Raw genomic sequence first — 22,809 nt, 5'->3', positions numbered from 1 at the left:
CTGGCTTGAACACCCATGACCGATCCCAGCCACGGCCCGCATTCGCGGGCGGCGATCCCGCTTGCGCCATCACTCGATCCGACCATGGCCGACGCACATCTGCCGCGCCGATTTCGCCCGCTCGGACGTCGCGTGGTGGGTGTCACGCTGGCGGCCATGGTGCTCGGCGCCTTGGTCGCGGTGGTGGCCTGGCTGCTCACCGCGCTGATCGGGCTGATCACCAACCTGGCGTTCTACGGCCGCTGGGATACGGCGCTGAGCAGTCCCGCCGGCAACCACCTGGGCCTGTGGGTGATCGCGGTGCCGGTGGTCGGCGGGCTGATCGTGGGCGTGATGGCGCGCTGGGGCTCACGGGCCATCCGCGGCCACGGCATTCCCGAGGCGATGGAGCAGATCCTGCTCAACGAGAGCCGCATCCCGCCGCGCATGACCTGGCTCAAGCCTGTGTCTTCCGCCGTCGCCATCGGCACCGGCGGGCCGTTCGGCGCCGAAGGTCCGATCATCGCCACGGGCGGCGCGCTGGGTTCGCTGATCGGCCAGCTCGCCCACGTCACCGCCGACGAGCGCAAGACGCTGCTCGCTGCCGGTGCCGCGGCGGGCATGGCGGCGGTGTTTTCTGCGCCGGTGTCGGCGGTGCTGCTGTCGATCGAGCTGCTGCTGTTCGAACGCCGCGCCCGCTCGCTGATTCCGGTGGCGCTGGCCGCCTTCGTCGGCACCGGCGTGCGCTACCTGCTGGAAGGCAACGAGCCGATGTTCCCGATGCCGGACATCGCCACGCCCACGTTCGGCGCGCTGGCGGTGTACGTGCTGCTGGGGCTGATCGTGGGCGTGGTGAGCGTGGGCGTGACCAAGCTCACCTACGCCATCGAGGACGGCTTCGAGAAGCTGCCGCTCCACTGGATGTGGTGGCCGGCGCTTGGCGGTCTGGCGGTGGGCGTTATCGGTTACTTCCAGCCGCTCACGCTGGGCGTGGGCTACGCCAACATCACCGCGGCGATCAGCGGCCAGCTCGGTTTGGTCGGGCTGCTCACGCTGTGCCTGGCCAAGCTCGCCTCGTGGTCGATCGCACTGGGCAGCGGCACCTCGGGCGGTACGCTGGCGCCGCTGTTCACCATCGGCAGCACGCTGGGCGGGGCGATGGGTTTGCTGGTGGCCACCGCGCTGCCGGCGCTGCATGTCGATCCGCGTCTCGCTGCGCTGGTGTGCATGGCGGCGATCTTCTCTGGCGCGTCGCGCGCGTTCCTCACCTCGGTGGTGTTCGCCTTCGAGACCACCCAGCAACCGCACGGCCTGCTGCCGCTGCTCGGCGCCTGCGCCGCGGCCTACCTCGTCTCCGGCCTGATGATGCGCAACACCATCATGACCGAGAAGATCGTGCGCCGCGGCGTGCGCGTGCCGTCCGACTACAGCGCCGATGCGCTGGACCAGATCCTGGTGCGCGATGCGTGCAGTCGCGAGGTGGTATCGCTCGCCGCCGAGCAGCGCATGGGCGAGCTGCGCGCGTGGCTGGCCAACGCGGGGAATGTCGCCAAACATCAGGGCTTCCCCGTGCTCGACGCCACCGGCAAACCGCTGGGCGTGCTCACGCGCCGCACCCTGTTCGACGCCAGCGTGTCGGACGACGCCACCGTCGGCAGCCTGGTCAACCGTCCGCCGCTGGCCGTGCACGAAGACCACAGCCTGCGCGAAGCGGCCGACCACATGGTGGAGGCCGACGTTGGCCGGCTGATCGTGCTGGGCAAGGGCGACTCGCCGCAGATGGTCGGCATCCTCACCCGCGGTGATCTGCTCAAGGCGCACGCGCAGCGGTTGCGCGAGGCGCGGCAGATGAGCAGGCATCTTCGGCCGGCCAGGTAAGTGCGTCCGCTGGAGCGCGTGCGCGGCGTCTTCGGCTGCCTGCCGCGCGGGGCGACACGTCACGCACTTGATGCACGGGTGCAGATCGCTGCGACCTCGGCCCCTCACCCCAGCCCTCTTCCCAGCAGGGAGAGGGAGTGAGCTCCCAGTTGCAGTTCACGCGGGCGACGAGCGGCCGTTGCTCGTTCTCTCCCGGCCGGAGAGAACGAGACCTGCAGCCAAAGTTCACGCAGGCGACCGACGGCTTTTGATCCCTCTCCCCAGCGGGGAGAGGGAGGGCGCTCCCAGTCGAAGTCCACGCGGGCGACGGGTGGCCGTTGCTCGTTCTCTCCCAGCCGGAGAGGGAGCGAGCTGCAGTCAAAGTTCACCCAGGCAATGAGCGGCTTTTGCTCCCTCTCCCCCCGGGGAGAGGGCTGGGGTGAGGGGCTTTTCAGCGCGTGAGTGCCATACCTGCAGAGAGCGGCCGCGCCATGACGGCGGCGCCCGGCTCACCAGATCAGATCGTCCGGCACCTGGAACTGGCTGTAGTACGCGTCGTCGTCGCTGACGGGCGTATCGGTAGCAGCAGGCTGGGCGTGATCGAGCACGATGGCCGACGGATCGCGCTCGCGGACCTTCTCAGCCGCGCCGCGCGGCAGCAGTTCGTAGCGGTCGTCGAGCGCCACGATCACCAGCGCGCCGCTGGCCAGCTGGCTGCGCATGGTCTCGTTCACCAGCACGCTGCGGATGGCGTTGTCGTGGGTGAAGCGGTAGTCGATCTCGCCGCTGCGCTTGACCTTGTGCGTGGCGATGATCTGCCGCACCTGCGCCCGCAGCTCGGCGGCACGCGCCTGCGCATTGCGTTCGGCGGCCAGCGCACGATCGCGTTCGGCGCGCTCGGCCTGCAGGCGGGCGTGGTCGACCGCGTCTTCGCGCGGCGGGGCGGGCGGCGCCTTGGCCACCTTCTGCTTGTTCTGTTCGCGCGCGACCTGGTTGACCTTGGCCTTGTTGACCAGGCCGGCCTTGAGCAGCTGGTCCTGCAGGAGATTGCGCATGGGCTTGGATTGGCTGGTACGGAGCCGCCCAGTCTACCGCCGCAGGAGGGCGCACCCGAAATGCGCGGCGCTCGCCGCGGCGCCGCGCTGCACAGCTAGACTGCGCCGATGCCCGCGCGTACCACCCGCACCACTGCATCCGCTGCACCGCTGCGGCGTCCGCGCGTGGGCGAGGCGCTGGCGGTGAAGGCGGCGCGCGAGTGCCGGATCATTGCCGCCGCGCTGGCGAACACGCGCGATCGCCACGCGGCGATCCATCGGGCGCGCAAGTCGATCCGCCGCGCCCGCGCCATCCTCGCGCTGGGACGCGACGCCTTCGGCGATGCGCTGGCACCGATCGACCGCAGCCTGCGCCGCGCCGCGCGTGACCTCTCCACCTTGCGCGACGCGCACGTGGTGGTGGCCACGGCCTGCGCCCTGGCCGATGCGCACGGGGCGGCCGAGGCCGCTGCGTGGCATCGGGTGGCCGACCGGCTGCAGGCACGCAGCGATGCGCTGCTGGCCCAGGCGCTGCAACGCGACCCCGCGTTCGCCGCCCGCCGGGCGCGTATTCACGCCGTGGCACGAGCGATCAGTGCCTTGCCGTGGCACACGCTGAAGCGCAAGCCGTTGCGCGGCGCACTGCAGCACAGCGAGCGCCGCGCCGAACGCGGGCGCGAGCGCGCCGGCGCCAAGCCCACCCCGGAGCGGCTGCACCAGTGGCGCCGCCGGCTGCGCCGGGCGCGGCTGCAGCGCCAAGCCCTGGCCGGCGTGGACGCCACGCTGCTGCCCACGCCGCTGCGCGGGGAGGGCAGCGGCAAGCTCAAGCGCCGCATCGACGCACTCGGCAAGCGGCAGGACCTGGCCGTGCTGGCCTCGCTGCTGGGCAAGGCCTGCGACGATCCGGCCGAGAAAGCCGTGCTTCGCCGCCAGCTGCGCGAGGCTGCCGCCGGGGCGCCGGCGTGACCCGAGCGCAGTTGCTGCTGCGCACGGTGCTTGGCGTGCTGGTGGCGGGGCTGGTGGTCGTCAGTGGTGTCTGGGGCGCGTTCGCGCTGTGGTATCAGGCGCCGGGCGGGCGCCCGGGCCGGGCGGTGTGCAGCGGGTTGTGGGTGCTGCTGCTGGTGGCGCTGGCGTGGCTTGCTGCGGGAGGCGAGGCGCGCGTGGCGCTGGCGGGTTACCTCGTCGCGCAGGCGCTGGCGTTGCTGTGGTGGCGCAGCATCCGGCCTTCGCACCAACGTGTGTGGGCTGATGACGTGGCGCAATTGCTGCACGGGCAGGTGGAGGGCCATCGGGCCACGCTGCATCACGTGCGCAACTTCACCTGGCGCCGCGACGACGACTATGACGTGCGCTGGGAGACCCGCGTCTACGACCTCGACCATCTGGCGGGTGCCGACGCGATCCTGTCGTACTGGGACAGCCCGGCGATCGCGCACGCGATGATCTCGTTCGGCTTCGACGACGGCCGGCACCTGGTGTTTTCGGTGGAGATCCGCAAGAAGCGGGGAGAGGCGTTCTCCGAGATCGGCGGGTTCTTCAAGCAGTTCGAGATGATCCTGGTGGCAGCGGACGAACGCGACATCGTGCGCGTGCGTACCAACGTGCGCGGCGAGGACGACTACCTGTTTCCGCTTGTCCTGCAGCCGGCCACGGCGCGGGCGCTGTTCGTCTCCTACATCGACGCGGCCAATGCGCTGGTGGCGCGGCCGGCGTTCTACAACACCATCACCTCCAACTGCACGACGCTGGTCTACCGCATGGCACGTCAACTCAACCCGGGCCTGCCGATGGACCCGCGGCTGCTGCTCACCGGCTACCTGCAGGGCTACCTGCGCGACAACGGCGCGATCGACGCCAGCGAGCCGGCAGCGGTGCAGCGGGCCCGTGCGCGCATCACCGAGCGCGCACGCCGCAGCGGACCGCATGACGATTTTTCCCGCGCCATCCGCGCCCCCGCCTGAAGGAACCTGCGCATGACCCCGTCCTATGTGGCGCTGCTGCGCGCCGTCAACGTCGGCGGCACCGGCAAGCTGCCGATGAGCGAGCTGGTGGCGATGTGCGAGGCGCTCGGCTTCGCCCAGGTACGCACGTACATCGCCAGCGGCAACGTGGTGTTCACCAGTGCGCTGGCGGAGAAGATGGTGAAGGCCCGGCTGGAGGAGCGCTTGCAGGCCTACGCCGGCAAACCGGTCGGCGTGATGGTGCGCACTGCCGGCGAGATGGCGCGGGTGCAGGCCGACAACCCCTTTGCCGAAGCGCCGGGCAATCGCGTGGTGGCGATCTTTCTCGATGCCGCGCCGCCGCCGGACACGCTCGCCGGCGTCAGCGGCCAGCAGGACGAGCGCATCGCCCTGGGCCGCCGCGAGATCTACGTGCACTACGGCGACGGCATGGCCGACTCGCGCCTGAAGATCAAGGCTGCCGCCCACGGCACCGGCCGCAACATGAACACCGTGGCGAAACTGGCGCAGATGGCCGCCGCGCTCGATGCATGAGCGACCTCGCGCTCAGAACGCGATCTGGGCGCGCACTTCGACCACGTTCGGGTCCACCGCCAGGCCGCGGCGCTCGCTGCGGGCATGCACGTAGTTGGCCTGCAGCTTGAGGTAGCGGCTGAGGTACCAGTTGGCGCCGACGGTCCAGTTGCGCTCGGTGCCGCCGAGCACCGGTGCGTCGTCCAGGTCCAGCTCGCTGTAGCGCACCGCCAGTTCCAGCGCGCCCCAGGCGCCCTTGGGGCTGACATCGCCCACGTTGCCGGCCTTGTAGCCGCGTGATTCGCCGGTGACCACCCAGCTGCCCAGCGCGTACCAGCCCTCGCCGCGATACGACGGGCGGCCATTGGCCAGGCTCACGCGTGCCTGCAGGTACTCGCCCTGCAGCGACCACGGGCCGCCAATCCACAGCGCCTCGACGCCTTCGCGGTCGATCCGGTCCACCAACGAGAGGCTGCCGGAGTCCACCAGTCGTATCGAGGTGAGCCCCGCTTCGGGCCGAGCGCGCAGGCGCGCGCCGGGAGCGTGATAAGCGCCGCGGCCGTCGGTGCTGCCGTCGGGCGTCTCGCGCGAGGCGGAAAGCCCCAGGTGCAGCACGTCGCCGCTGGCATGGCGAGGGGTCCAGGCGACGCGCGCGGCGGTCATGTGGCCGTCCGAATCACCCTGCAGGTCGCCGCCCCAGTAGTAGCCCGCGTTGACCAGCCAGGCCGGGCGCACCAGCGCCCAGTCCACCCCGATGCGGCGGCCGGCGTACAGCGCCTGGGTCGGCAGCGCGGTCTCCATGAACGTGGTCGAGCCGGTGCCCGTGTTGCCCTCGAAGCCGACCGGCGTCTTGCTGTAACCGGCGCGCACGGCGCCGGCGTCGCGGCCGAGCAGCGCCTGGGTCTGCACGCGTGCAAACACATCCAGCCAGGTCTTCGCCTGGAAATCGAACACGGCGGTGGCGTCGTAGACGTTCTTCTTTTTCGCGTAGATGCCCAGCTCCTTGCGCCGGCTGGTCTGCGCGTCGTCGAAGCGGCCGTCGTCGTGGGAAAACCGGTTCACGTCGTACTGGTACTTGAAGGCGATGCCGAGGTCGGTGCCGTCCTCCAGCACCACGTGCGTGGGCCAGTTGTCGGAGAAGTCGCTGGGCTTGGTCTGGGCGGCGAAGGCGGCGGCGGGCAGCAGGGCCAGCGCCAGCGACGAGGACAGCAGGGAAATGCGGGTCATGCGGGGAATTCCGGAGTGGGCAGGGGCAGGGCGGCCAGGCAACGCGGCGGTCGCGCAAAGCGACCAACGCGGCAAGGCCAGCGCCGGTGACGCGCGGCGCGTATGCGTATCGGCCCGGCGCGGCGGCGACTTGAGCGGGCGCTCGCTACACTCGTCGGCGGCGCAGCGTTGCGCGCGGATCGGACCCGTCGATGTTTGAACTCAAGGGCATGCTGTCGCTGCACGCAGGCGAGCGTCACGCCGGTGGCGTGGACCGCATCGAGCTGCTGGCGGCAATCGGCGAGACCGGCAGCATCAGCGCCGCCGCCCGCGCCGTGGGCATGAGCTACAAGGGTGCGTGGGACGCGATCGACGCGATCAACAACCTCTCCGACGAGCCGCTGGTAACACGTGCCACCGGCGGCAAACGCGGCGGCGGCACCCGACTGACGCCGCGCGGGCAGCGCCTGGTGGAGGTGTTCCGCCAGATGGCGCAGCAGCACGAGCGCTTCGTGCAGCAGCTGGGCGAGCTCGGTGCCGCGGCGATGCAGGACATCCAGCTGATGCGGCGCTTCACCCTGCGCACCAGCGCGCGCAACCAGCTGGTCGGCACCGTGGTGGCGCTGGAGTCCGGTGCGGCCAACGACGCGGTGACGCTGGCGCTGGCTGGCGGGCAGCAGCTGGTCGCCACCATCACGCGCCAGAGCACGCACGATCTCGGGCTTGCGCTGGGACGCCAGGCGATTGCGCTGATCAAGGCCTCCGCGCTGGAGCTGATCGGGGTCGATCCGGCCACGGTGCCGCCTGCACCGAACCGGCTCATCGGCATGATCGCGTCGATCGAGCGCAGCACGGTGAGCGCCGAGGTCGCGATCGACCTGCACGGCGGCGGCGCGCTGGTGGCAACCGTCAGCGAGGCCGCGGCGCAGCCGCTGGCCGTGGGGCAGGCGGTGCTGGCGGTGGTGGATGCGTCGAGCGTGTTGCTGGGCACCACCGACTGACGCGCTCATGACGCGGGCCGCGTGGCGTCGGCGTGGATGCGGCCGTCGCGTATCTCCAGCACGTGCTGGCCGAGCACGTCGACATCGGCCGGATCGTGGGTGATCACCAGCATCTGCACGTCCAGCCGCGCCTGCAGTGCCACCAGCTCGTTGCGCAGGCGGCCGCGCAGCGGCGGGTCGAGCGCGGCGAACGGTTCGTCCAGCAGCAGAAGCTCCGGCTTCGGCGCCAGTGCGCGGGCCAGCGCCACGCGCTGCTGCTGGCCGCCGGAGATCTGCCACGGGTAGCGATTGGCCAGGCCGTCCAGCTCGAATGCATCGAGCCAGCGTTGCGCCGCCTCGGGCACCTTCGTTCGCGCAGGCTGGCGCAGCCCGGCGGTGAGCCCGAACGCTACGTTCTGCGCCACCGTGAGATGCGGGAACAGCGCGTAGTCCTGGAACACGTAGCCGATGCGCCGTGCGCGCGCCGGCACGTCCACGCCGCGGAAGTCGTCGAACAGCGTGCGGTCGCGCACGGCGATGTGGCCCGCGTCGGGGCGGATCAGCCCCGCGATGGCGCGCAAGGTGAGGCTCTTGCCCGAGCCGGACGGGCCGAACAGCACCACGCGCGCGCTGTCGGAGCGGAACGCCAGATCGAGCGAGAACGGGCGCTGCGGGTCGGCCATCACGCGGCGGATGTCGACATCCAGGCGCATCGTCAGGCGCCCCGGCGGGGCGCGCGGGCGCGCGTCAGACGGCCGGCCAGCACCAGCACCACCACGCAGGTCACCGAGGCCACCGCCACCAGCGTGTTGGCGCCGGCGTCGTCGCCCGCCTCGATCGCCGAATAGATCGCTACCGACAAGGTCTGCGTGCGGCCGGGCAGGTTGCCGGCAATCATCAGCGTGGCGCCGAACTCGCCCAGTGCGCGGGCGAACGCGAGCAACGCGCCGGCGACGATGCCGCGGGCCGCCAGCGGCAGCGACACGCGGAAGAACACCGCCAGCGGCGCCAGGCCGAGCACCCTCGCCGCGTCTTCCAGCTGCGGCTCCACGTTCTCGAACGCGGCACGCGCGGCCTTGTGCACCAGCGGAAACGCAGCCAGCGTGGCGGCGATCACGGCGCCCTGCCAGGTGAACACGGGATTGATGCCCAGCTGCTCCAGCCAGCCGCCGATCACCCCGCGCCGCCCCAGCAGCACCAGCAGGTAGTAGCCCAGCACCGTGGGCGGCAACACCAGCGGCAGGGTGAGCAACGCATCCACCGTGTTGCACCAGCGCGAGCGCCAGCGCGACAGGCCGTAGGCCACCGCGACGCCCAGTACGAGATTCAGCGCGGTGGCCCAGAGGGCGACCTTCAGCGAGAGCAACAGCGGCTGCCAGATGTCCGGCGTCACGCTCAGGGCGCCAGGAAGCCTGCGTCCGCCAGCAGCGCCTGGCCACCGGCGGAGCGCACGAAGGCGATGAACGCGCGCGCCTCGTCCGCGTGCTCGGTGTGCGCCACCACTGCGATCGGGTAGCTGATCGGCGTGGGCGAGGGAACGCGCAGCGCCACGGTGACCTTGTCGCGTGCGATGGCCGCGTCGGTTGCGTAGACGAAGCCGGCATCGACCTCGCCGCGCACCACGTAGTCCAGGCACTGGCGCACGTTCGCCGCCAGCACCGCCTTGGACGACAGGCGCCGGGTCAGGCCGGCGCGGTCCAGTACGCCCTGCGTGTAGCGTCCTACCGGCACCGAAGCCGGGTTGCCCCAGGCGATGCGCTTGAAGGCGGGGCCGGCCAGATCGTCGAGGGCGGCAACCCTGGCGCCGCCCGTTGGCACGATCAGCACCAGCTGGTTGGCAGCGAAGTTCACCCGGCTGCCCGGCACGATCGCCTGCTGCGCCTGCGCCTTGTCCATCGCCACCTGGTCGGCGGAGGCGAACACGTCCGCCGGCGCGCCGTTGGCGATCTGCCGCAGCAAGGTGTCGGAGGAGGCGAAGTTGAGTACCACATGCGTGCCCGGGTGCGCCTTTTCATAGGCCGCGGCCACGCCCTGGAAGGCGTTGGCGAGACTGGACGCGGCCGAGACCACCAGGTCGTCCGCGTGCGCGGAGCCGGCGATGCCGGCGAGCGCGAAGACAGCGCCGGCAAGGCGGCGTTGCAGCGATGGCATGGACATGCGAGCTCCCCGGCGTGTCGTTATGTAGATCGCTATATAACGACGAAAGCCACAGCGGAACAAGCGTTTCGGCGTTACCGGCTGCGGGCGAGGGCGACCGTGCCGCCGAGCATCAGCACCGCGGCCAGGGCAAAGCCGGCGGCCGGCGAGTGCAGGCTCCACGCCAGACCCACCGCGGCGCTGGAGACGAACCTGGCCACGCCGTTGACCGTGCCCAGCGCGCCGTAGCTGGTGGCGAGCCGGTCTGCCGGCACCATCGCCGCGGTCACGGTGGACTCCAGTGCTTCCTGCGTCGCCACGTACAGCCCCGCCAGGGCGAAGATGCCGGCCAGCGCTGCAAGGGTCGCGCTGTCCCGCCAGAACGCCAGCGCGGTGAGCGCGGCGGTGAGCACGCCCATCGCGTAGCCGGCCAGCAGCAGCGGGCGGTGCCCCAGCCGGTCGGCCAGCGCGCCGATGGGATAGGAGGCAAGCACCTGCACCATGTTGCGGCCGACGTAGAGCAGGCCGGCCACCTGCGCGGCGCGCACCACGCCCATGCTTGGCGTGAGCAGGGTGGTGGCGGCGAGGATCAGCAGGCTGTGCGAGAAGTCGCCGATTCCGAACAGCCCCACCGCGCCCAGATAGCGCTTGAAGCGCGGCGGCAGCGTGCGCAGTGACTGCATCAGCCGCAGCGACGGGTTGGTCGAGTGTTCCGGATCGCGCACCAGCAGCAGGAACGACACCACGGCGAGCGCGCCGGGAACCAGCGACAGCCACAGCACCAGCCGGAATGGCCAGGCACGGTCATGCATCGGCAGGGTCTGCGCCCAGCCCAGCAGCACGCCGAGCAGCGGCCCGGCCACGGCGCCCACCGTGTCGGCCGCACGGTGAAAACCGAACGCGCGGCCGCGGGTTTCCTCGCTCACCGCCTGCACCACGATGGCGTCGCGCAGCGGTCCGCGCAGGCCCTTGCCGAACCACGACAGCAGCCGCCCGGCGAGCAGCAACGGCCAGCCGGCGGCGAGCGCGATCAGGGCCTGCCCGACCGGCGTCAGCGCGTAGCCCAGCACCACCAGCGCCTTGCGATGGCCAAGCCGGTCCGCCACGTGGCCAGCGGCCATCTTGGTGAAGCTTGCCACCGCATCGGCCGCGCCCTCGATCAGGCCGAGCGCGGCAGCCGGCACGCCGAGCACGGCGAGAAATCCCGGCAGGATCACAGTGGTGGTTTCGTAGCAGAAATCGCCCAGCGCGCTGGTGATGCCGGCGCCGGCCACCGTGCGGTTCAACCAGTGCGGCCGTGCCTGTTCTGCGTCGGGGGAGCGGATGGGCTGCATCGTGCACTCCGGTAGCGAGGGGGCATCTTGAACCTCAGGCGGATCATGCGCGGATTGACCCGCCTATGGGCTGCTCGTGCCGCCCGAGGTGGCACACGGCTTGGCTCGCCGCGCACCACAGGCCCGCGACAGGACTGCCGCCGCAGGTCACTGCGGGTGCGGTGCCTCGCCCGCGCGTTGGCGCCCGCTACGCCTCACGCCTCAGAGCTGGCTGCGGATCGGCCGGGTGAGCCATTCGCCCAGGCGCTGGCGCAGGGGGCGCCGTTTCCACATGTCCAGCGTGTAGCGCTGCGCGTGGGCGAGGTCCCGCTCCATCACCTCGGTCATCTGCGCGGCGAAGCGTTCGCTGTAGATGTTGAGGCTGGCTTCGTCGTTGAGGTTGAACGAGCGCAGGTCGAAGTTGGTCGATCCCACTGACACCAGGCGCCCGTCGAGGATCAGCATCTTGTTGTGCATCATGGTGCGCTGGTACTGGTAGATCTCCGCGCCTGCTTCGAGCAATTCGCCCCAGCACATCTTCGACGCCATGTGGATGAGGTGCGAGTCGATGTAGCGCTCCGGCACCACCATCCGCACGCGGGCGCCTCGTTCGCAGGCGGCGCGCAACGCGCCGAGCATCACTTCATCGGGCAGGAAGTAGGCCGCCTGCAGGTCGATCGAGCGGCTTGCGGCGGTGATCGCGAGCAGGCACATCAGGTGCATGCTGGCGCTGCCGCCGGCGGGCGAGCTCACGAACAGGTGCATCGGCAGGTCGCCCCGCGGCTGCAGCGGCGGGTAGTAGTGCTCCCCGTGCAGCACCTTGCCGGTGGTCTTGATCCAGTTGTCCATGAAGGCGGCCTGCAACTGCGCCACGATCGGGCCTTCCACGCGGAAGTGCATGTCGCGCCAATGGTCGGGGTCCTGCGCATGGCCGGCCCACTGGTCGGCAATGCCGACCCCGCCGGTGAAGCCGATGCGGCCATCGACCACCAGCAGCTTGCGGTGGGTGCGGTTGTTCAGGCGTCCCACGCTGTACCAGCGAATCGGGTGGTAGCGCTGCACCTGCACGCCGGCGTCGGTGAGCTTGTCCAGCAGCCGCTGGTCGATCCGGGCGCTGCCGGCCCAGTCGAGCATGACGTGCACGGTGACGCCGGCCGCCACACGCTCCGCCAGCGCGTCGGCAAACCTGCGGCCTATTTCGCCGGCCCAGTAGATGTAGGTCTCGAAGGTGATGGTGTGCTGCGCCGAGCCGATCGCCTCCAGCATGGCCGGGAAGATCTCGTCGCCGTTCTGCAGTGGCTCGATCGCGTTGCCCTGAAGCACGTCCGGCCCGAGCATCGCGTTCATCTCTAGCTCGAACTGCGGGTCGGCCACGGCGTGGCAGTGGGCAATGTCGTGCCGGACGTGCTTCTCCGGCCGGTGCAGGTTGATGGCGATACCGATCAGCGCGGCCGTTGCCAGCGCGGTGATGACGATGGTGGCGATCATGCGGTGCCTTCCAAGGGTTGCTTCTCCTTACGTTCCAGGGTCCAGCTGGACCGCGTCGTCGCCAGGCGCGACACGGTCAGCGCTGCTGCGCCAGCCAGGCGCGGCGGGCGCGGTCCAGATCCGCCGGAGTGTCGATGTCCAGCGCATTGGCTCGCTCGATCATGCTCACCCGGTCGGCCTCGGCCGCCAGCAGTGCACGTGCGCCGCGATCGCCCGAGCTGGCCGCGAGCACGTCGAAATACTGGCGCGGAAACAGCGCCGGCGGGCCTGCCGTATCGCCATGCCGGACGGCGACGATGCGCTCCGGCACGCGCCCATGTTCGGCCAGTACCGCGCGCAGGATGGTGATATCGATCAGAGGTTGGTCGGCCAGGCACACCAGCACGGCCGATGCCTGCGGATGGTGTCGCCGCAGGTGGCACATGCCCGCGGCCAGCGAACTGCCCATGCCCTCGCGCCATTGCGCGTGGTGCAGCCGCTGCACGGGCAGGTCCGCCAGCAGCGGCTCGACCGCCTCGGCATGGGCGCCGGTGACCACGATCACTGCCAGCCCGGTGGCCTGCGCCGTCTCCACCGCGCGGCGCAACATGGCCTGGCCGCCGACCTCGGCCAGCTGCTTGGCGCTGCCGAACCGGCGCCCTTCGCCGGCAGCGAGCAGCACGATCACCGGCGCGCTCGCGCTCATCCGTGGATGGCGCCGTCGTTGTCGCGGAGCGGGCCGCCGCTGCGTCCGTTGATCACCGCCATGATCTCGGCGGCGACCGCCAGCGCGATCTCCTCGGGCGTCTCCGAACCGATGTCCAGCCCGGCCGGCGCGTGCAGCCGCAGCCGGGCCAGTTCGGGCGCGCCGCGCATCCGCGCCACCCGCTCGCGCGAGCCGAGCGAGCCGGCGTAGGCGACCGGCGTGCCGGCCAGCGCGGCGAGCCAGGCGATGTCCTGTTCCAGGTTGTGGGTCATCACCACCACCGACGTGTGCGCATCCAGCGGCAGCGCCTCGTGCAGTTGTGCCGGCGTGCTGCACACGGTGTGCAGCGACGCCGGCAGCTCAGGCGATTGCAGCCGCGCCGGGTCGTGGTCGACCAGCGTGGTCTGCCAGCCCAGCGCCGTGGACAGCGGCAGCAGCGCGCGGGCGGCGGCGCTGGAGCCGATCACCACCAGTGCGTGCGGCGGACGCACCGACTCGATCAATACGTCCAGCGTGCCGCGCGGCGATGCCAGCTGCTGCGCGCCGGCGCCGCGTTCGGGCCAGGCGGCGCAGGCGTCGGCGACGACAGTGGCCACCGCCGGATCGCCAAGGCTGTCAAACAGCCGGCGCTGCGCACTCCAGACCATCCGCTGCGGCAGCACCGTCTGGCCGTCGATGGCGAACAGCGTGGCCAGTCGCGCTTCGGCGCGCGCATGCAGGCAGCGGGCGAGGTGGTCGGCGAAGTCCGTCGTGCCGGCCGGGGCCAGCGGCTCGATCAGGATCTCCAGCTCGCCGCCGCAGCCCATTTCCATCAGCACGTCGAGCCCGGACTCGCTGTTGTAGTTCACCCGTCGCGGCACGCCGCTGGCGATCACCTCCAGCGCACGCGCCACGATGTCGCGCTGCGGGCAGCCGCCGGAGAGCTCGCACACCACGCGGGCGTCGTGCAGCACCAACATGTGCGTACCGGGGCGGCGGAAAGTGGAGCCGCGCGTGCGGGTGAGCGTGGCCAGCGCGGCGCGTGTCTCGCCGTCCTTGCGCAGTTGGCGCAGGGCATCCAGCAGTTGGGCCAGTTCGTGCGGGGAGTTCATCGCGGAGCGATACGGGAGGGGGTGGAGATCACGCGCTGCCTTGGGTCGAAAGAGATGTGGGGATGGTATCGAGGTTCGTGTGTGTGGGTGGGCTCCGGGTGCGCTTGGGTGCGGTGCGAGTCGGTCAGTGCGCGCTGGGCTTGTAATGAAAGGGAACGACTTCGACTTCGAGCTCGTCACCCCGGCGAAAGCGGGAGGCATTTTTCAACGGCGGATGCCGGTCATCCACTTTGCTGCTGCCGAGCCTGCCTGCCAGCCGTTCCGACAGCCGTGCCGTGCGTGCCGCTCAGGCGGCTGCGTTTGGTGTGCCACGAGGAAAAGCTGGAGGGGCCGCCGGCTGGGAGCAACATCACGATGGATCCCTGCCTTCGCCGTTGAAAATCCTTCCCGCTTTCGCGGGGATGACGGCCGAAAGAGGCTTGACCGGCGAGGCCGCGGGGCCGCGTTAATGCGGGGACGACAGACGGAAAGAAAAACGCGAGAGGCGAACAGCGAAGGCGAAAGGGCAAAGCCCTGCGTAACCGACCTCCTGACTTGTAAAAGTGCGCTGCGCGGTGAAGGCAGGCGATGAGCGATCAGTAGCACACGCGGTACGTCCTCGGAGAGGCGGCTGCCTGGAGCAGGGAAGCGACAGCGAGTTGAATGACTGACACTCGCCGCCGAAAAGAGCCTCCCTTGGTCGCTGCAATGGCCGCCGCGGAGTACACGGCCGTCATTCCCTTGCTTGCAAACCGGAGCGCGCCCTGGAGCCCGTCCCGCCGGAGATCGGCAGGCCGGGCAGCCTGGCTCAGCTGACGGTGGACGCCAGCAGATCCTCGATCTTCACCGGCAGGTGCCGCACGCGCACGCCGGTGGCGTGATGCACCGCGCTGGTGACCGCGGCGGCGAAGCCGGCCAGGCCGATCTCGCCGATGCCGCGAGCGCCCAGCGAGTTGAGCTTGGTATCGGGATAGTCTAGGAACAGCACGTCCATGGCGGGCGAGTCGGCGTGGGTGGTCATCACGTAGTCGGCTAGGTTGCTGTTGATCGCCTTGCCCCAGCGTGCCTCGTACTGGGTTTCCTCGAACAGCGCCATGCCCACGCCCATCGCGATGGCGCCCTCGATCTGGTTGCGCCCGGTCATCGGGTTGATGATGCGGCCGGCGTCGATCACGGTCAGCACGCGCTCGATGCGCAGGCGCGCGGTCTGCGGCTCCCAGCTGACCTCGACGAAGTGCGCGCCGTACGAATGCATCGAAAACTTCTTCGCTTCGTCGTCGCCGAAGGTGCTGCCGGACTTGCCCTTGCCCTCGACGTGCGCCAGTCGCGCCTCGTCGAGCACCTGGGCGAACGGCACGCCCGATTCGGCGGCAGTGTCCTTGCGGTGCACGCGGCCGTCGGTGAAGGCGAGCTGGTCGGCCTTGGCGCCCTTGAACGCCTGCGCGTGCGCAGCGGCGGCGTCGAGCAGTTGTTCCACCGCCTTGCCGGCCGCCTGCGCCACGGCAGGCACCAGCGAGCCGGTGGCCATGGAGCCGCCGGACAACGGGCCCGGCGGCAGCGCGCTGTCGCCGATCACCACCTTGACCCGGTCCACCGCGATGCCCAGGTCGTGCGCCACCATCTGCGCCAGCATGGTGTAGGTGCCGGTGCCGATATCCTGGGTGCCGCTGGCCACGCGCACGCTGCCATCGGCGTTGAGCAGCACCGACACTTCGGCGGCAAGGCGCTGCGCCATCCACGAACAGGCGGCCACGCCCCAGCCGAGGATCTTGCCGTCCTTGCGCATGGCGCCGATTGCCGGATCGCGCTGCGACCAGCCGAAGCGCTTGGCGCCCTCGGTGAGGCACTCTTTCAGGTGGCGCGAGGAGAACGGGATGTTTTCGCTCTCGTCGATCTCCGGTTCGTTGCGCAGGCGCAGTTCCACCGGGTCCATCTTCAGCGCCAGCGCCAGTTCGTCCATCGCCGATTCCACCGCGAACAGGCCCGGCACCGCGCCGGGGCCGCGCATGGCGGTGTTGGGGGCGATGTCGCGTCGGGCGCAGGCGCTGGTCACCTTGAGGTTGGCCGTGGAGTAAAGGAACGGGGTCGCTTCGCCGCAGTCTTCCTTGGTGTGGTCGCTGCGCGAGGTGGCGTAGAGAAAATCCTGCCGCAGCGCGACCAGGTCGCCGTCCGGCGTGGCGCCCAGGCGCATGCGCTGCTGGGTGTTGGTGCGATGGCCGACGTCGTGGAACATCATCTCGCGCGTGACCACCAGCTTGATCGGCTTGCCCAGGTCACGCGCCGCCGCGGCAGCGAGCAGCGCGTGCGGCCACGGCCACAGCTTGCCGCCGAAGCCGGAGCCGAGGAACTCGGTGACGATGCGCACGTTCTCTTTCGGCACGCCGAGCATCTGCGCCATCACGTTGCGATGGTTGATGATCGACTGGGTGGTCTCGTAGAGCGTGAAAGCCTTGCCGTCCCAGATCGCCAGGCTGGCGTGCAGCTCGATCGGATTGTGCGTCTCGCGCGGCGTGGTGTAGGTCTGATCCACCGTCACGGCCGCATCGGCCAACGCCGCATCGACGTCGCCGCGCTCGGAGTCGGTGGTCTGCTTTTCCTCGGCGGTGAGCTGCATGCGCACGTCCGGCGCGGTGACGTCGCGGTACTCCACCTTCACCTTGCGCGCGGCCGCGGTGGCCTGCTCGAAGCTGTCGGCCACCACCATCGCCACGTACTGGCCGTAATAGCGGATGGTGTCGTCCTCGAACGGCGGGCGCTTCTCGTCGATCGAGCCGGACTTGCCCGGGCGATAGAACGTGCCGATGTTGCTGCGCGTGTAGACCTTGCGCACGCCGGGCATCGACGCGGCGGTGCTGTCGTCGATCGCGGCGACGGTGCCGCTCGCCACGGTGGCGCACACCGGCACTGCATAGAGCAGGCCGGGGAAGTGGTAGTCGGAGCTGTAGCGGGCGGTGCCGCTGACCTTCAGCGGGCCGTCCACGCGGGCGTAGCCGTGGCCCAGGGCGGGCGGGGTGCGGGATGCGTCGGGTGCCATGAGTTCGTTGCTCCTGCAGGGCCGCGCTTACGCGGCGGCCACGGTGGAAAGGGCGTGGGTGAGGCAGCGCTTGGCCAGCTCCACCTTGAAGGCGTTCTCGCTCTGCGGCTGCGCATCGCGCAGGGCCGCACTGGCCGCCGCGGCGAAGGTGGCCGGGCCGGCCAGCTGGCCGACCAGCGCCTGCTCCGCCTCGTGCGAGCGCCACGGCCGTGTGCCCACGCCGCCCAGCGCCACCCGGGCGTGGCTGATGCGCCCGCCGTCGGTGGCCAGCACCACGGCGGCCGACGCCAGCGCGAATTCGTAGGAGGCACGGTCGCGCAGCTTGAGGTAGTGCGAGCGGGCGCCGTGCTTCGGTGGCGGCAGCAGCACGTGGGTGATCAGGTCGCCCGGCTGCATCACCGTTTCGTGCTGCGGGGTGTCGCCTGGCAGCAGGAAGAAGTCGGCGATCGGCACGATCCGCTCGCCGTCGGTGCCCTGGATCGCGATGCGCGCCTCCAGCGCCGCCAGCGCCACGTTCATGTCGCTGGGATTGGACGCAATGCAGTGCTCGCTGGTGCCGAGGATGGCCAGGTTGCGGTTGGCACCGTCGATCGCCGGGCAGCCGCTGCCGGGCTCGCGCTTGTTGCACGGCATGTTCGCGTCGCGAAAGTACATGCAGCGCGTGCGCTGCAGCAGGTTACCGCCGGTGGTGGCCATGTTGCGCAGTTGCGCGGAGGCGCCAGCGAGCAGTGCCTCGGACAGCACGGGGTAGTCCCGTGTCACGTCGGCGTGCCGGGCGAGATCGGCATTGCGCACCAGCGCGCCGATCTTCAGCCCGCCCTCGGACGTGCGTTCCACCTGCGCCAGCGGCAGGTGGTTGATGTCGACGACCTGGCCGGGGGTTTCCACGTCCAGTTTCATCAGGTCCAGCAGGGTGGTGCCGCCGGCGACAAAGCGCACGCTGGCGCCTTGCTGGGCGGTGGGGGAGCGGGCGCCGGCATCGATGGCCTGGCGGGCGTCGGCGGCGCGGACAAAGGTGAAAGCCTGCATGGTGTGTCTCCCTTCAGCCCTTCCGGACCTGCTGGATCGCCGCAACGATGTTGGGGTACGCGCCGCAGCGGCAGATGTTGCCGGCCATGGCTTCCTTGACGTCCGCATCGGCCGGGCCCCACGGCTCGTCCAGCAGTGCCGTGGCGGACATGATCTGGCCCGAGGTGCAGTAGCCGCACTGGTAGCCGTCGTGCTGCAGGAACGCCTGCTGCATCGGGTGCAGCTGACCCGGCTGCCCGAGCCCCTCGATGGTGGTGACTTCGCCCCCCTCATGCATGGCCAGCAGGCTGAGGCAGGAGTTCACGCGTCGCCCGTCGGCATGCACCGTGCACGCGCCGCACTGGCCGTGGTCGCAGCCTTTCTTGGTGCCGGTCAGGTGCAGGTGTTCGCGCAGTGCGTCGAGCAGCGTGGTGCGCGGATCCACGGTGAGCGTCTCGGGCTTGCCGTTGACGGTGAACTGCACGGTGACCTGGTCGTCGCCCGCGGTCGCGCCTGCGCCGACATCCGGCACGTGGGCCATTGCAGTGGCCGCCAGCGCCTGGCCACCCAGCCCGAGCGTCGACGCCGCGCCGGTCATGCCCACCATCTGCAGGAAGCTGCGGCGGCTCAAGGTGAGGTTGACCCGGTCGGCGGAGTCGAAGGTGGTGACGCACTGCTCGGGCGTGGGATCGGACATGGCTGGCTCTCCGGAGCTGGCTGAGACGGGCGGGAATGCAATGCAGGACGCCGCGCAGGCCAGGCGGCCCGTACGGCAATCGCGGAGGTTAGTGGCGCTGCGGTAAAGCTGCGGTGATTCGCGCGGCCGGCGGCCCGGCGGGCAAGCAGATCGAAGGATCGGCGGCAGTGGCTCACCGCTGGCGTGTGCCGGAGCAACGCAGGCGCCGTGCGGGAATCTCAAAGAATGAATGCCGGCGACGGCGCCCCCGGATCCTTCCGGTTGTCACCGCCGCCGGCATTCACCGCCCGATCTCATCGTGCCCCCGTCCACCGGCGCAGCAGTTGATCGCGATCAACTTCGGGGTCCGCCGCGCCGGGCGGCAGATGCAGTTGATCCTCGTCAAGCGGCACGCACCGGTGCTCGCGGAGCATCGGGCTTCCCCGTGGCCGCACCGCCACGCGTTTCCCGGTTTCCCCGGCCAGTTTGCCCGGACATCTGCTCATGGAGGGCTTCATGATCCACGCCGCGCCTGCTTCGGCACCGCATGTTCTGGTAGATACCCACGCCCCAGATTGCCGGCGGCCGCAGCGGCCTGCCGACCCGGTCGTCGCACACGCCCCGACGGTGGGCGCATGAACACCGACGGCCTGCATCCGCTGGATGCGATCCGCGCGTCGGCAATCCGGCTGGACGACAACGACGGCGACTACGATGCGCTGCTGGATGCCACCGCCTCGTGCAGCATCGTGATGCTGGGCGGGGCGACTCGTGGCACCGCCGAGTTCGCGCACATGCGCGACGCGATCACCCGGCGCCTGATCGTCGAGCAGGGCTTCGACGCGGTGGCGGTGGAGGCGGACTGGCCCGACGCGTGGCGGGTGCATCGCTATGTCTGCGGCGACAGCCACGACGCCGACGCGGGCGAGGCACTGGGGGACTTTGCGCACTTTCCCGGCTGGCCCTGGCGGAACACGGTCGCGCCCGCGTTCATCGAATGGCTGCAGCGCTACAACGCCCTGCGTGACCCGGTGGCGAAGGTCGGCTTCCACGGGCTGGACAGCTACAGCCTGTATCGCTCCGCCCGCGCCGCGATCCGCTGCCTGGAGCAGATCGACCCCGAACAGGCGGAGCTGGCGCGCGAGCACTATGCGGTGCTCGATCACGTGCGCGACCCGCAGCGTTACGGCTACGAGGCGGCGGCGAGTTTGCAGCCGGCATGCCGCGAAGCGGTGCTCCGCTGCCTGACCGAACAGCTGGCCGCCGCGCCGGCGTATCCACCGCGCGACGGCTACAACGGCACCCAGGCTCCGTTCTTCGCCGCGCGCCAGGCGCAGGCGGTCGCCAGTGCCGCGGCGTACTACCAGAGCATGCTCGGCACCCGGCAGGCACGCTGGAACCTGCGCGAATACCACATGACCCAGACGCTGTTCGCGCTGCAGGCGCATCTGCGCGAGTGCGGCCGGCCAGGGCGCATCGTGGTGTGGTCGCACAATGCGAGTGTGGGTGACGCGCGCGGCACGCAGGCCGGCCACGCCGGCGAATGGAGCATGGGCCAGTTGGCGCGCAAGCGCGCTGGCGCCGCCGCGATGCTGGTGGGCTTCACCACCAGCGGCGGCCAGCTCTGCGCGGCACACGCCTGGGACGGCGAGCCCGAACGCATGGCACTGCGGTCGCCACGCACCGACAGCTACGAGGCCCTGTTCCGGCGCACGCGGCTGGAACGCTTCTACCTGCCGCTGCACGGCGCCTCGCCGGCCGTGGTGCGCCGTCCGATGCTGCAGCGCTCGGTGGGCGTGCTGTACCGGCCCGACGCGGAGTTCGAGTGCCATTACGTGAGTGCCACCCTGGCGCAGCAGTTCGACGCAGTGTTCCACCTGGACCAGACCACCGAGCTGCCGCCGCTGCCGGCAGGTTGGTCGGGCGAGGCGGGTGATCCCGGTTACCTGCCGATGCGGCCGTGGCGGTGAGCCCCGCTCAATAGCGCACGAACAGCGGCATCTGCGCCTGGCGCAGGATCAGGTGGGTGGGGTCGTCCAGACAGCTCTCGCTGCGTCGAGGCTTGCCATGGGCACCGATCACCAGCAGGTCGGCCCGATGGTGCGAGGCATAGGCCAGCACGGCGTGGGCGGCCGTCTCGCCACCGGCGGGAAGCGTCTCGCGCCGCGCGGCCACGCCGTGCGCGCGCAGGTGTCGCTGCGGATCGAACGGTGGCTGCACCCGGGTGCGTCCGCCCGGTGCCGGCCCCGCGTCGGCATACAGCAGCACCACGTCGCCGGCTTCATGCAGCAGCGGGAGCGCCGCGTGCAGCGAACGGGTCGCGTTGGGCGAGCCGTCCCAGCCCACCACCACGCGCTCCAGCCGCCCGCTGATGTACGGCGTGGGCGGCACCACGATGCAGGGATGGCCCGAAAGCAGCACGCCGTGCAACAGCGCGGGCAGGGCGCCGCCCTCGTCCTGACGATCGAGCACCAGCAGGTCGCTGGTGTTGCCGGCCACATCAAGCACGTCCCGTGTGTCGCCCAGCGCAACCTGCCAGTACGCCTGGCCCACGCCCTGTGCCCGTGCCCACTCGGCAAAGCCGCGACTGGCCAGCATCGCGCAGTGAATCTCGTCGGTGGCGTGCGCCGCCCATTCGGCCAGCCACGGCACCGTGCCGGCCGCGGGCGCCGTGTAGGGCAGCCGCGCTCCGGCATGCAGGCCGGTCAGACTTGCGCCCAGCTCCGCGGCCAGTGCGGCAGCGTAATAGGCGGCTGCGCTCCAGCGACGGAAATCGGGGCAATAGGTGAGCACGTCGCGGATACGCGGTTCCGCACGTGCCGAGGCGTGCGCGCCGGTACCGGCGATGGATGCGGGGGCTCCGGCATGCGGAGCGGCGGCGGTGGCAGTGGCAGTGGCATGCATGCGCGCGATCTGACGGGAGGTGGACGCCCACCTTGCATCGATATGGCATGCGCCGATTTGATCCGTATCAACGGCGCATCCGCAGCCAGGCCTGACACTGCGCGCCGGCCTTTGGTGGAACCGCTGTCATGCAGGACCTGCTTGTCCACATGCGTTCGTTTGGCGCATGGCCGCCTGCAGCGGAATTCGGTGCGCGTCTGGCCGCGCTGTTGCAGGCGTCGATTACCGGTGCATTCGTGACGCCATCGCCGCTGGGCGTGGCGGCGGCGAGCCAGCACCCGCCGGAACTGGTTTCGGCGGTGCTATCCAGCGCCCGCGCCGCCATGGACGTGGCGCAGTCGGCCGCGCAGTCGTTCGTGCGCTGGACCGCCGAACGCGGCGTTTCGCAGGCCGCCTGGCACGTGGCCGAAGGCGATGCCGCCGACGCACTGGCGCAGCTGGGCACATGGCATGACCTGCTGCTGCTCGATCGTGGCAGCGATGCCAACGGTCACACACCGCCAGAACTGGCGCGGATGATGCTCGCCTCCAATCTGCCGTGCATCGTGGTGCCACCCGGGCCGGTGGTGGAACCGACGCTGGATTGCGTGGCGGTGGGCTGGAACGGCTCGCGCGAGGCGCTGCGTGCCATCCACGGCGCGCTGCCCCTGCTGCAGCGCGCCGAACGGGTGGTGCTGCTGGAAACGCCGCCGCGCCAGACGCTGCCGGAAATCACCTGGAAGCCGCCGTTCGACATCGACACCTATCTGCAGCGGCACGCCGTGCACGCAGAGCACCGCCCGCTGGAGCACGACGGCGCCGCGCCCGGCGAGGCGCTATTGCACGGAGCCGAGGAAACAGACGCGGACCTGCTGGTGATGGGCGCCTATGGGCGCAGCCAGCTCAGCGAGTGGTCGCTGGGCGACGCGACCCGCCACGTGCTGGCGCACGCGACGCTACCGGTGCTGCTGCGCCACTGAGCCACA

General features: G+C 70.6%; 20 protein-coding genes. 7 read left to right on the top strand and 13 right to left on the bottom strand.

Annotated features, from left to right (window positions below; all coding sequences use genetic code 11):
- Window positions 1–15 precede the first annotated feature (15 nt).
- Window positions 16–1,857, top strand: a complete 1,842-nt coding sequence (locus VFG40_RS11305) for a chloride channel protein (RefSeq protein ID WP_324897467.1) — start codon at window positions 16–18, stop codon at window positions 1,855–1,857.
- Window positions 1,858–2,345: 488 nt separating this feature from the next.
- Here VFG40_RS11305 and VFG40_RS11300 read toward each other — a convergent pair whose 3' ends face one another.
- A complete protein-coding gene (locus VFG40_RS11300; protein ID WP_324897466.1) occupies window positions 2,346–2,891 on the bottom strand; it encodes a DUF2058 domain-containing protein in 546 nt (181 codons plus the stop codon).
- 108 nt (window positions 2,892–2,999) lie between these two features.
- Between VFG40_RS11300 and VFG40_RS11295 the strand changes: the two genes are divergently transcribed.
- The 3 genes from VFG40_RS11295 to VFG40_RS11285 are packed head-to-tail and all read left to right on the top strand — an operon-like array spanning window position 3,000 to window position 5,365.
- Window positions 3,000–3,836, top strand: coding sequence for a CHAD domain-containing protein (locus tag VFG40_RS11295; protein WP_324897465.1), 837 nt, complete (start codon window positions 3,000–3,002; stop codon window positions 3,834–3,836).
- A complete protein-coding gene (locus tag VFG40_RS11290) occupies window positions 3,833–4,831 on the top strand; it encodes an Lnb N-terminal periplasmic domain-containing protein (RefSeq protein WP_324897464.1) in 999 nt (332 codons plus the stop codon). The genes VFG40_RS11295 and VFG40_RS11290 overlap by 4 nt, the downstream gene beginning before the upstream one ends.
- A gap of 12 nt (window positions 4,832–4,843) precedes the next feature.
- Entirely contained in the window at window positions 4,844–5,365 is a 522-nt protein-coding gene (locus tag VFG40_RS11285) for a DUF1697 domain-containing protein (protein ID WP_324897463.1), read from the top strand.
- 12 nt (window positions 5,366–5,377) lie between these two features.
- On the opposite strand, the gene VFG40_RS11280 is transcribed toward VFG40_RS11285, so the two are convergent.
- Window positions 5,378–6,571: an OprO/OprP family phosphate-selective porin gene (locus VFG40_RS11280; RefSeq protein WP_324897462.1), complete on the bottom strand. Its 1,194-nt coding sequence runs from the start codon at window positions 6,569–6,571 to the stop codon at window positions 5,378–5,380.
- A 191-nt stretch (window positions 6,572–6,762) separates the two neighbouring features.
- On the opposite strand from VFG40_RS11280, the gene modE reads away from it, so the two are divergent.
- Window positions 6,763–7,551 (top strand): molybdenum-dependent transcriptional regulator ModE, encoded by a 789-nt coding sequence (gene modE, locus VFG40_RS11275; RefSeq protein WP_324897461.1) that lies wholly within the window; start codon window positions 6,763–6,765, stop codon window positions 7,549–7,551.
- A gap of 5 nt (window positions 7,552–7,556) precedes the next feature.
- Here modE and VFG40_RS11270 read toward each other — a convergent pair whose 3' ends face one another.
- The 10 genes from VFG40_RS11270 to VFG40_RS11225 form a co-directional block, all read right to left on the bottom strand.
- On the bottom strand, window positions 7,557–8,243 hold the full coding sequence (locus VFG40_RS11270) for an ABC transporter ATP-binding protein (RefSeq protein ID WP_324897460.1): 687 nt from the start codon (window positions 8,241–8,243) through the stop codon (window positions 7,557–7,559).
- A 2-nt stretch (window positions 8,244–8,245) separates the two neighbouring features.
- Window positions 8,246–8,923 (bottom strand): molybdate ABC transporter permease subunit, encoded by a 678-nt coding sequence (gene modB / locus VFG40_RS11265; RefSeq protein WP_324897459.1) that lies wholly within the window; start codon window positions 8,921–8,923, stop codon window positions 8,246–8,248.
- 2 nt (window positions 8,924–8,925) lie between these two features.
- Complete coding sequence (gene modA / locus VFG40_RS11260) at window positions 8,926–9,681, bottom strand: molybdate ABC transporter substrate-binding protein (RefSeq protein ID WP_414649291.1); 756 nt, start codon at window positions 9,679–9,681, stop codon at window positions 8,926–8,928.
- Window positions 9,682–9,761: 80 nt separating this feature from the next.
- Window positions 9,762–11,000 carry an MFS transporter gene (locus tag VFG40_RS11255; protein WP_324897457.1) on the bottom strand — a complete coding sequence of 413 codons (1,239 nt, stop codon included), beginning with the start codon at window positions 10,998–11,000 and terminating at the stop codon, window positions 9,762–9,764.
- A 201-nt stretch (window positions 11,001–11,201) separates the two neighbouring features.
- Complete coding sequence (locus tag VFG40_RS11250) at window positions 11,202–12,467, bottom strand: phospholipase D-like domain-containing protein (protein ID WP_324897456.1); 1,266 nt, start codon at window positions 12,465–12,467, stop codon at window positions 11,202–11,204.
- A gap of 76 nt (window positions 12,468–12,543) precedes the next feature.
- Window positions 12,544–13,152 (bottom strand): nucleotidyltransferase family protein, encoded by a 609-nt coding sequence (locus tag VFG40_RS11245; RefSeq protein WP_324897455.1) that lies wholly within the window; start codon window positions 13,150–13,152, stop codon window positions 12,544–12,546.
- Window positions 13,149–14,243, bottom strand: coding sequence for an XdhC family protein (locus VFG40_RS11240; protein WP_324897454.1), 1,095 nt, complete (start codon window positions 14,241–14,243; stop codon window positions 13,149–13,151). Before VFG40_RS11240 ends, VFG40_RS11245 begins: the two co-directional genes overlap by 4 nt.
- A gap of 787 nt (window positions 14,244–15,030) precedes the next feature.
- On the bottom strand, window positions 15,031–17,256 hold the full coding sequence (locus VFG40_RS11235) for a xanthine dehydrogenase family protein molybdopterin-binding subunit (RefSeq protein ID WP_324897453.1): 2,226 nt from the start codon (window positions 17,254–17,256) through the stop codon (window positions 15,031–15,033).
- 27 nt (window positions 17,257–17,283) lie between these two features.
- Window positions 17,284–18,285, bottom strand: a complete 1,002-nt coding sequence (locus VFG40_RS11230; protein WP_324897452.1) for an FAD binding domain-containing protein — start codon at window positions 18,283–18,285, stop codon at window positions 17,284–17,286.
- A gap of 13 nt (window positions 18,286–18,298) precedes the next feature.
- A complete protein-coding gene (locus VFG40_RS11225) occupies window positions 18,299–18,961 on the bottom strand; it encodes a (2Fe-2S)-binding protein (protein ID WP_324897451.1) in 663 nt (220 codons plus the stop codon).
- Between the two features lie 614 nt (window positions 18,962–19,575).
- Between VFG40_RS11225 and VFG40_RS11220 the strand changes: the two genes are divergently transcribed.
- A complete protein-coding gene (locus VFG40_RS11220) occupies window positions 19,576–20,910 on the top strand; it encodes an erythromycin esterase family protein (RefSeq protein ID WP_324897450.1) in 1,335 nt (444 codons plus the stop codon).
- A 7-nt stretch (window positions 20,911–20,917) separates the two neighbouring features.
- On the opposite strand, the gene VFG40_RS11215 is transcribed toward VFG40_RS11220, so the two are convergent.
- On the bottom strand, window positions 20,918–21,844 hold the full coding sequence (locus tag VFG40_RS11215; protein ID WP_324897449.1) for a universal stress protein: 927 nt from the start codon (window positions 21,842–21,844) through the stop codon (window positions 20,918–20,920).
- A gap of 128 nt (window positions 21,845–21,972) precedes the next feature.
- Here VFG40_RS11215 and VFG40_RS11210 point away from each other — a divergent pair, with 128 nt between their 5' ends.
- Window positions 21,973–22,803, top strand: a complete 831-nt coding sequence (locus VFG40_RS11210) for a universal stress protein (protein WP_324897448.1) — start codon at window positions 21,973–21,975, stop codon at window positions 22,801–22,803.
- The last annotated feature ends 6 nt before the right edge of the window (window positions 22,804–22,809 follow it).

The sequence above is a fragment of the Dyella sp. genome, assembly GCF_035685805.1.
Lineage (GTDB): Bacteria > Pseudomonadota > Gammaproteobacteria > Xanthomonadales > Rhodanobacteraceae > Dyella_A.
Note: the sequence above shows the minus strand (reverse complement) of the source record. Positions and strands in the feature narration are given on the sequence as shown.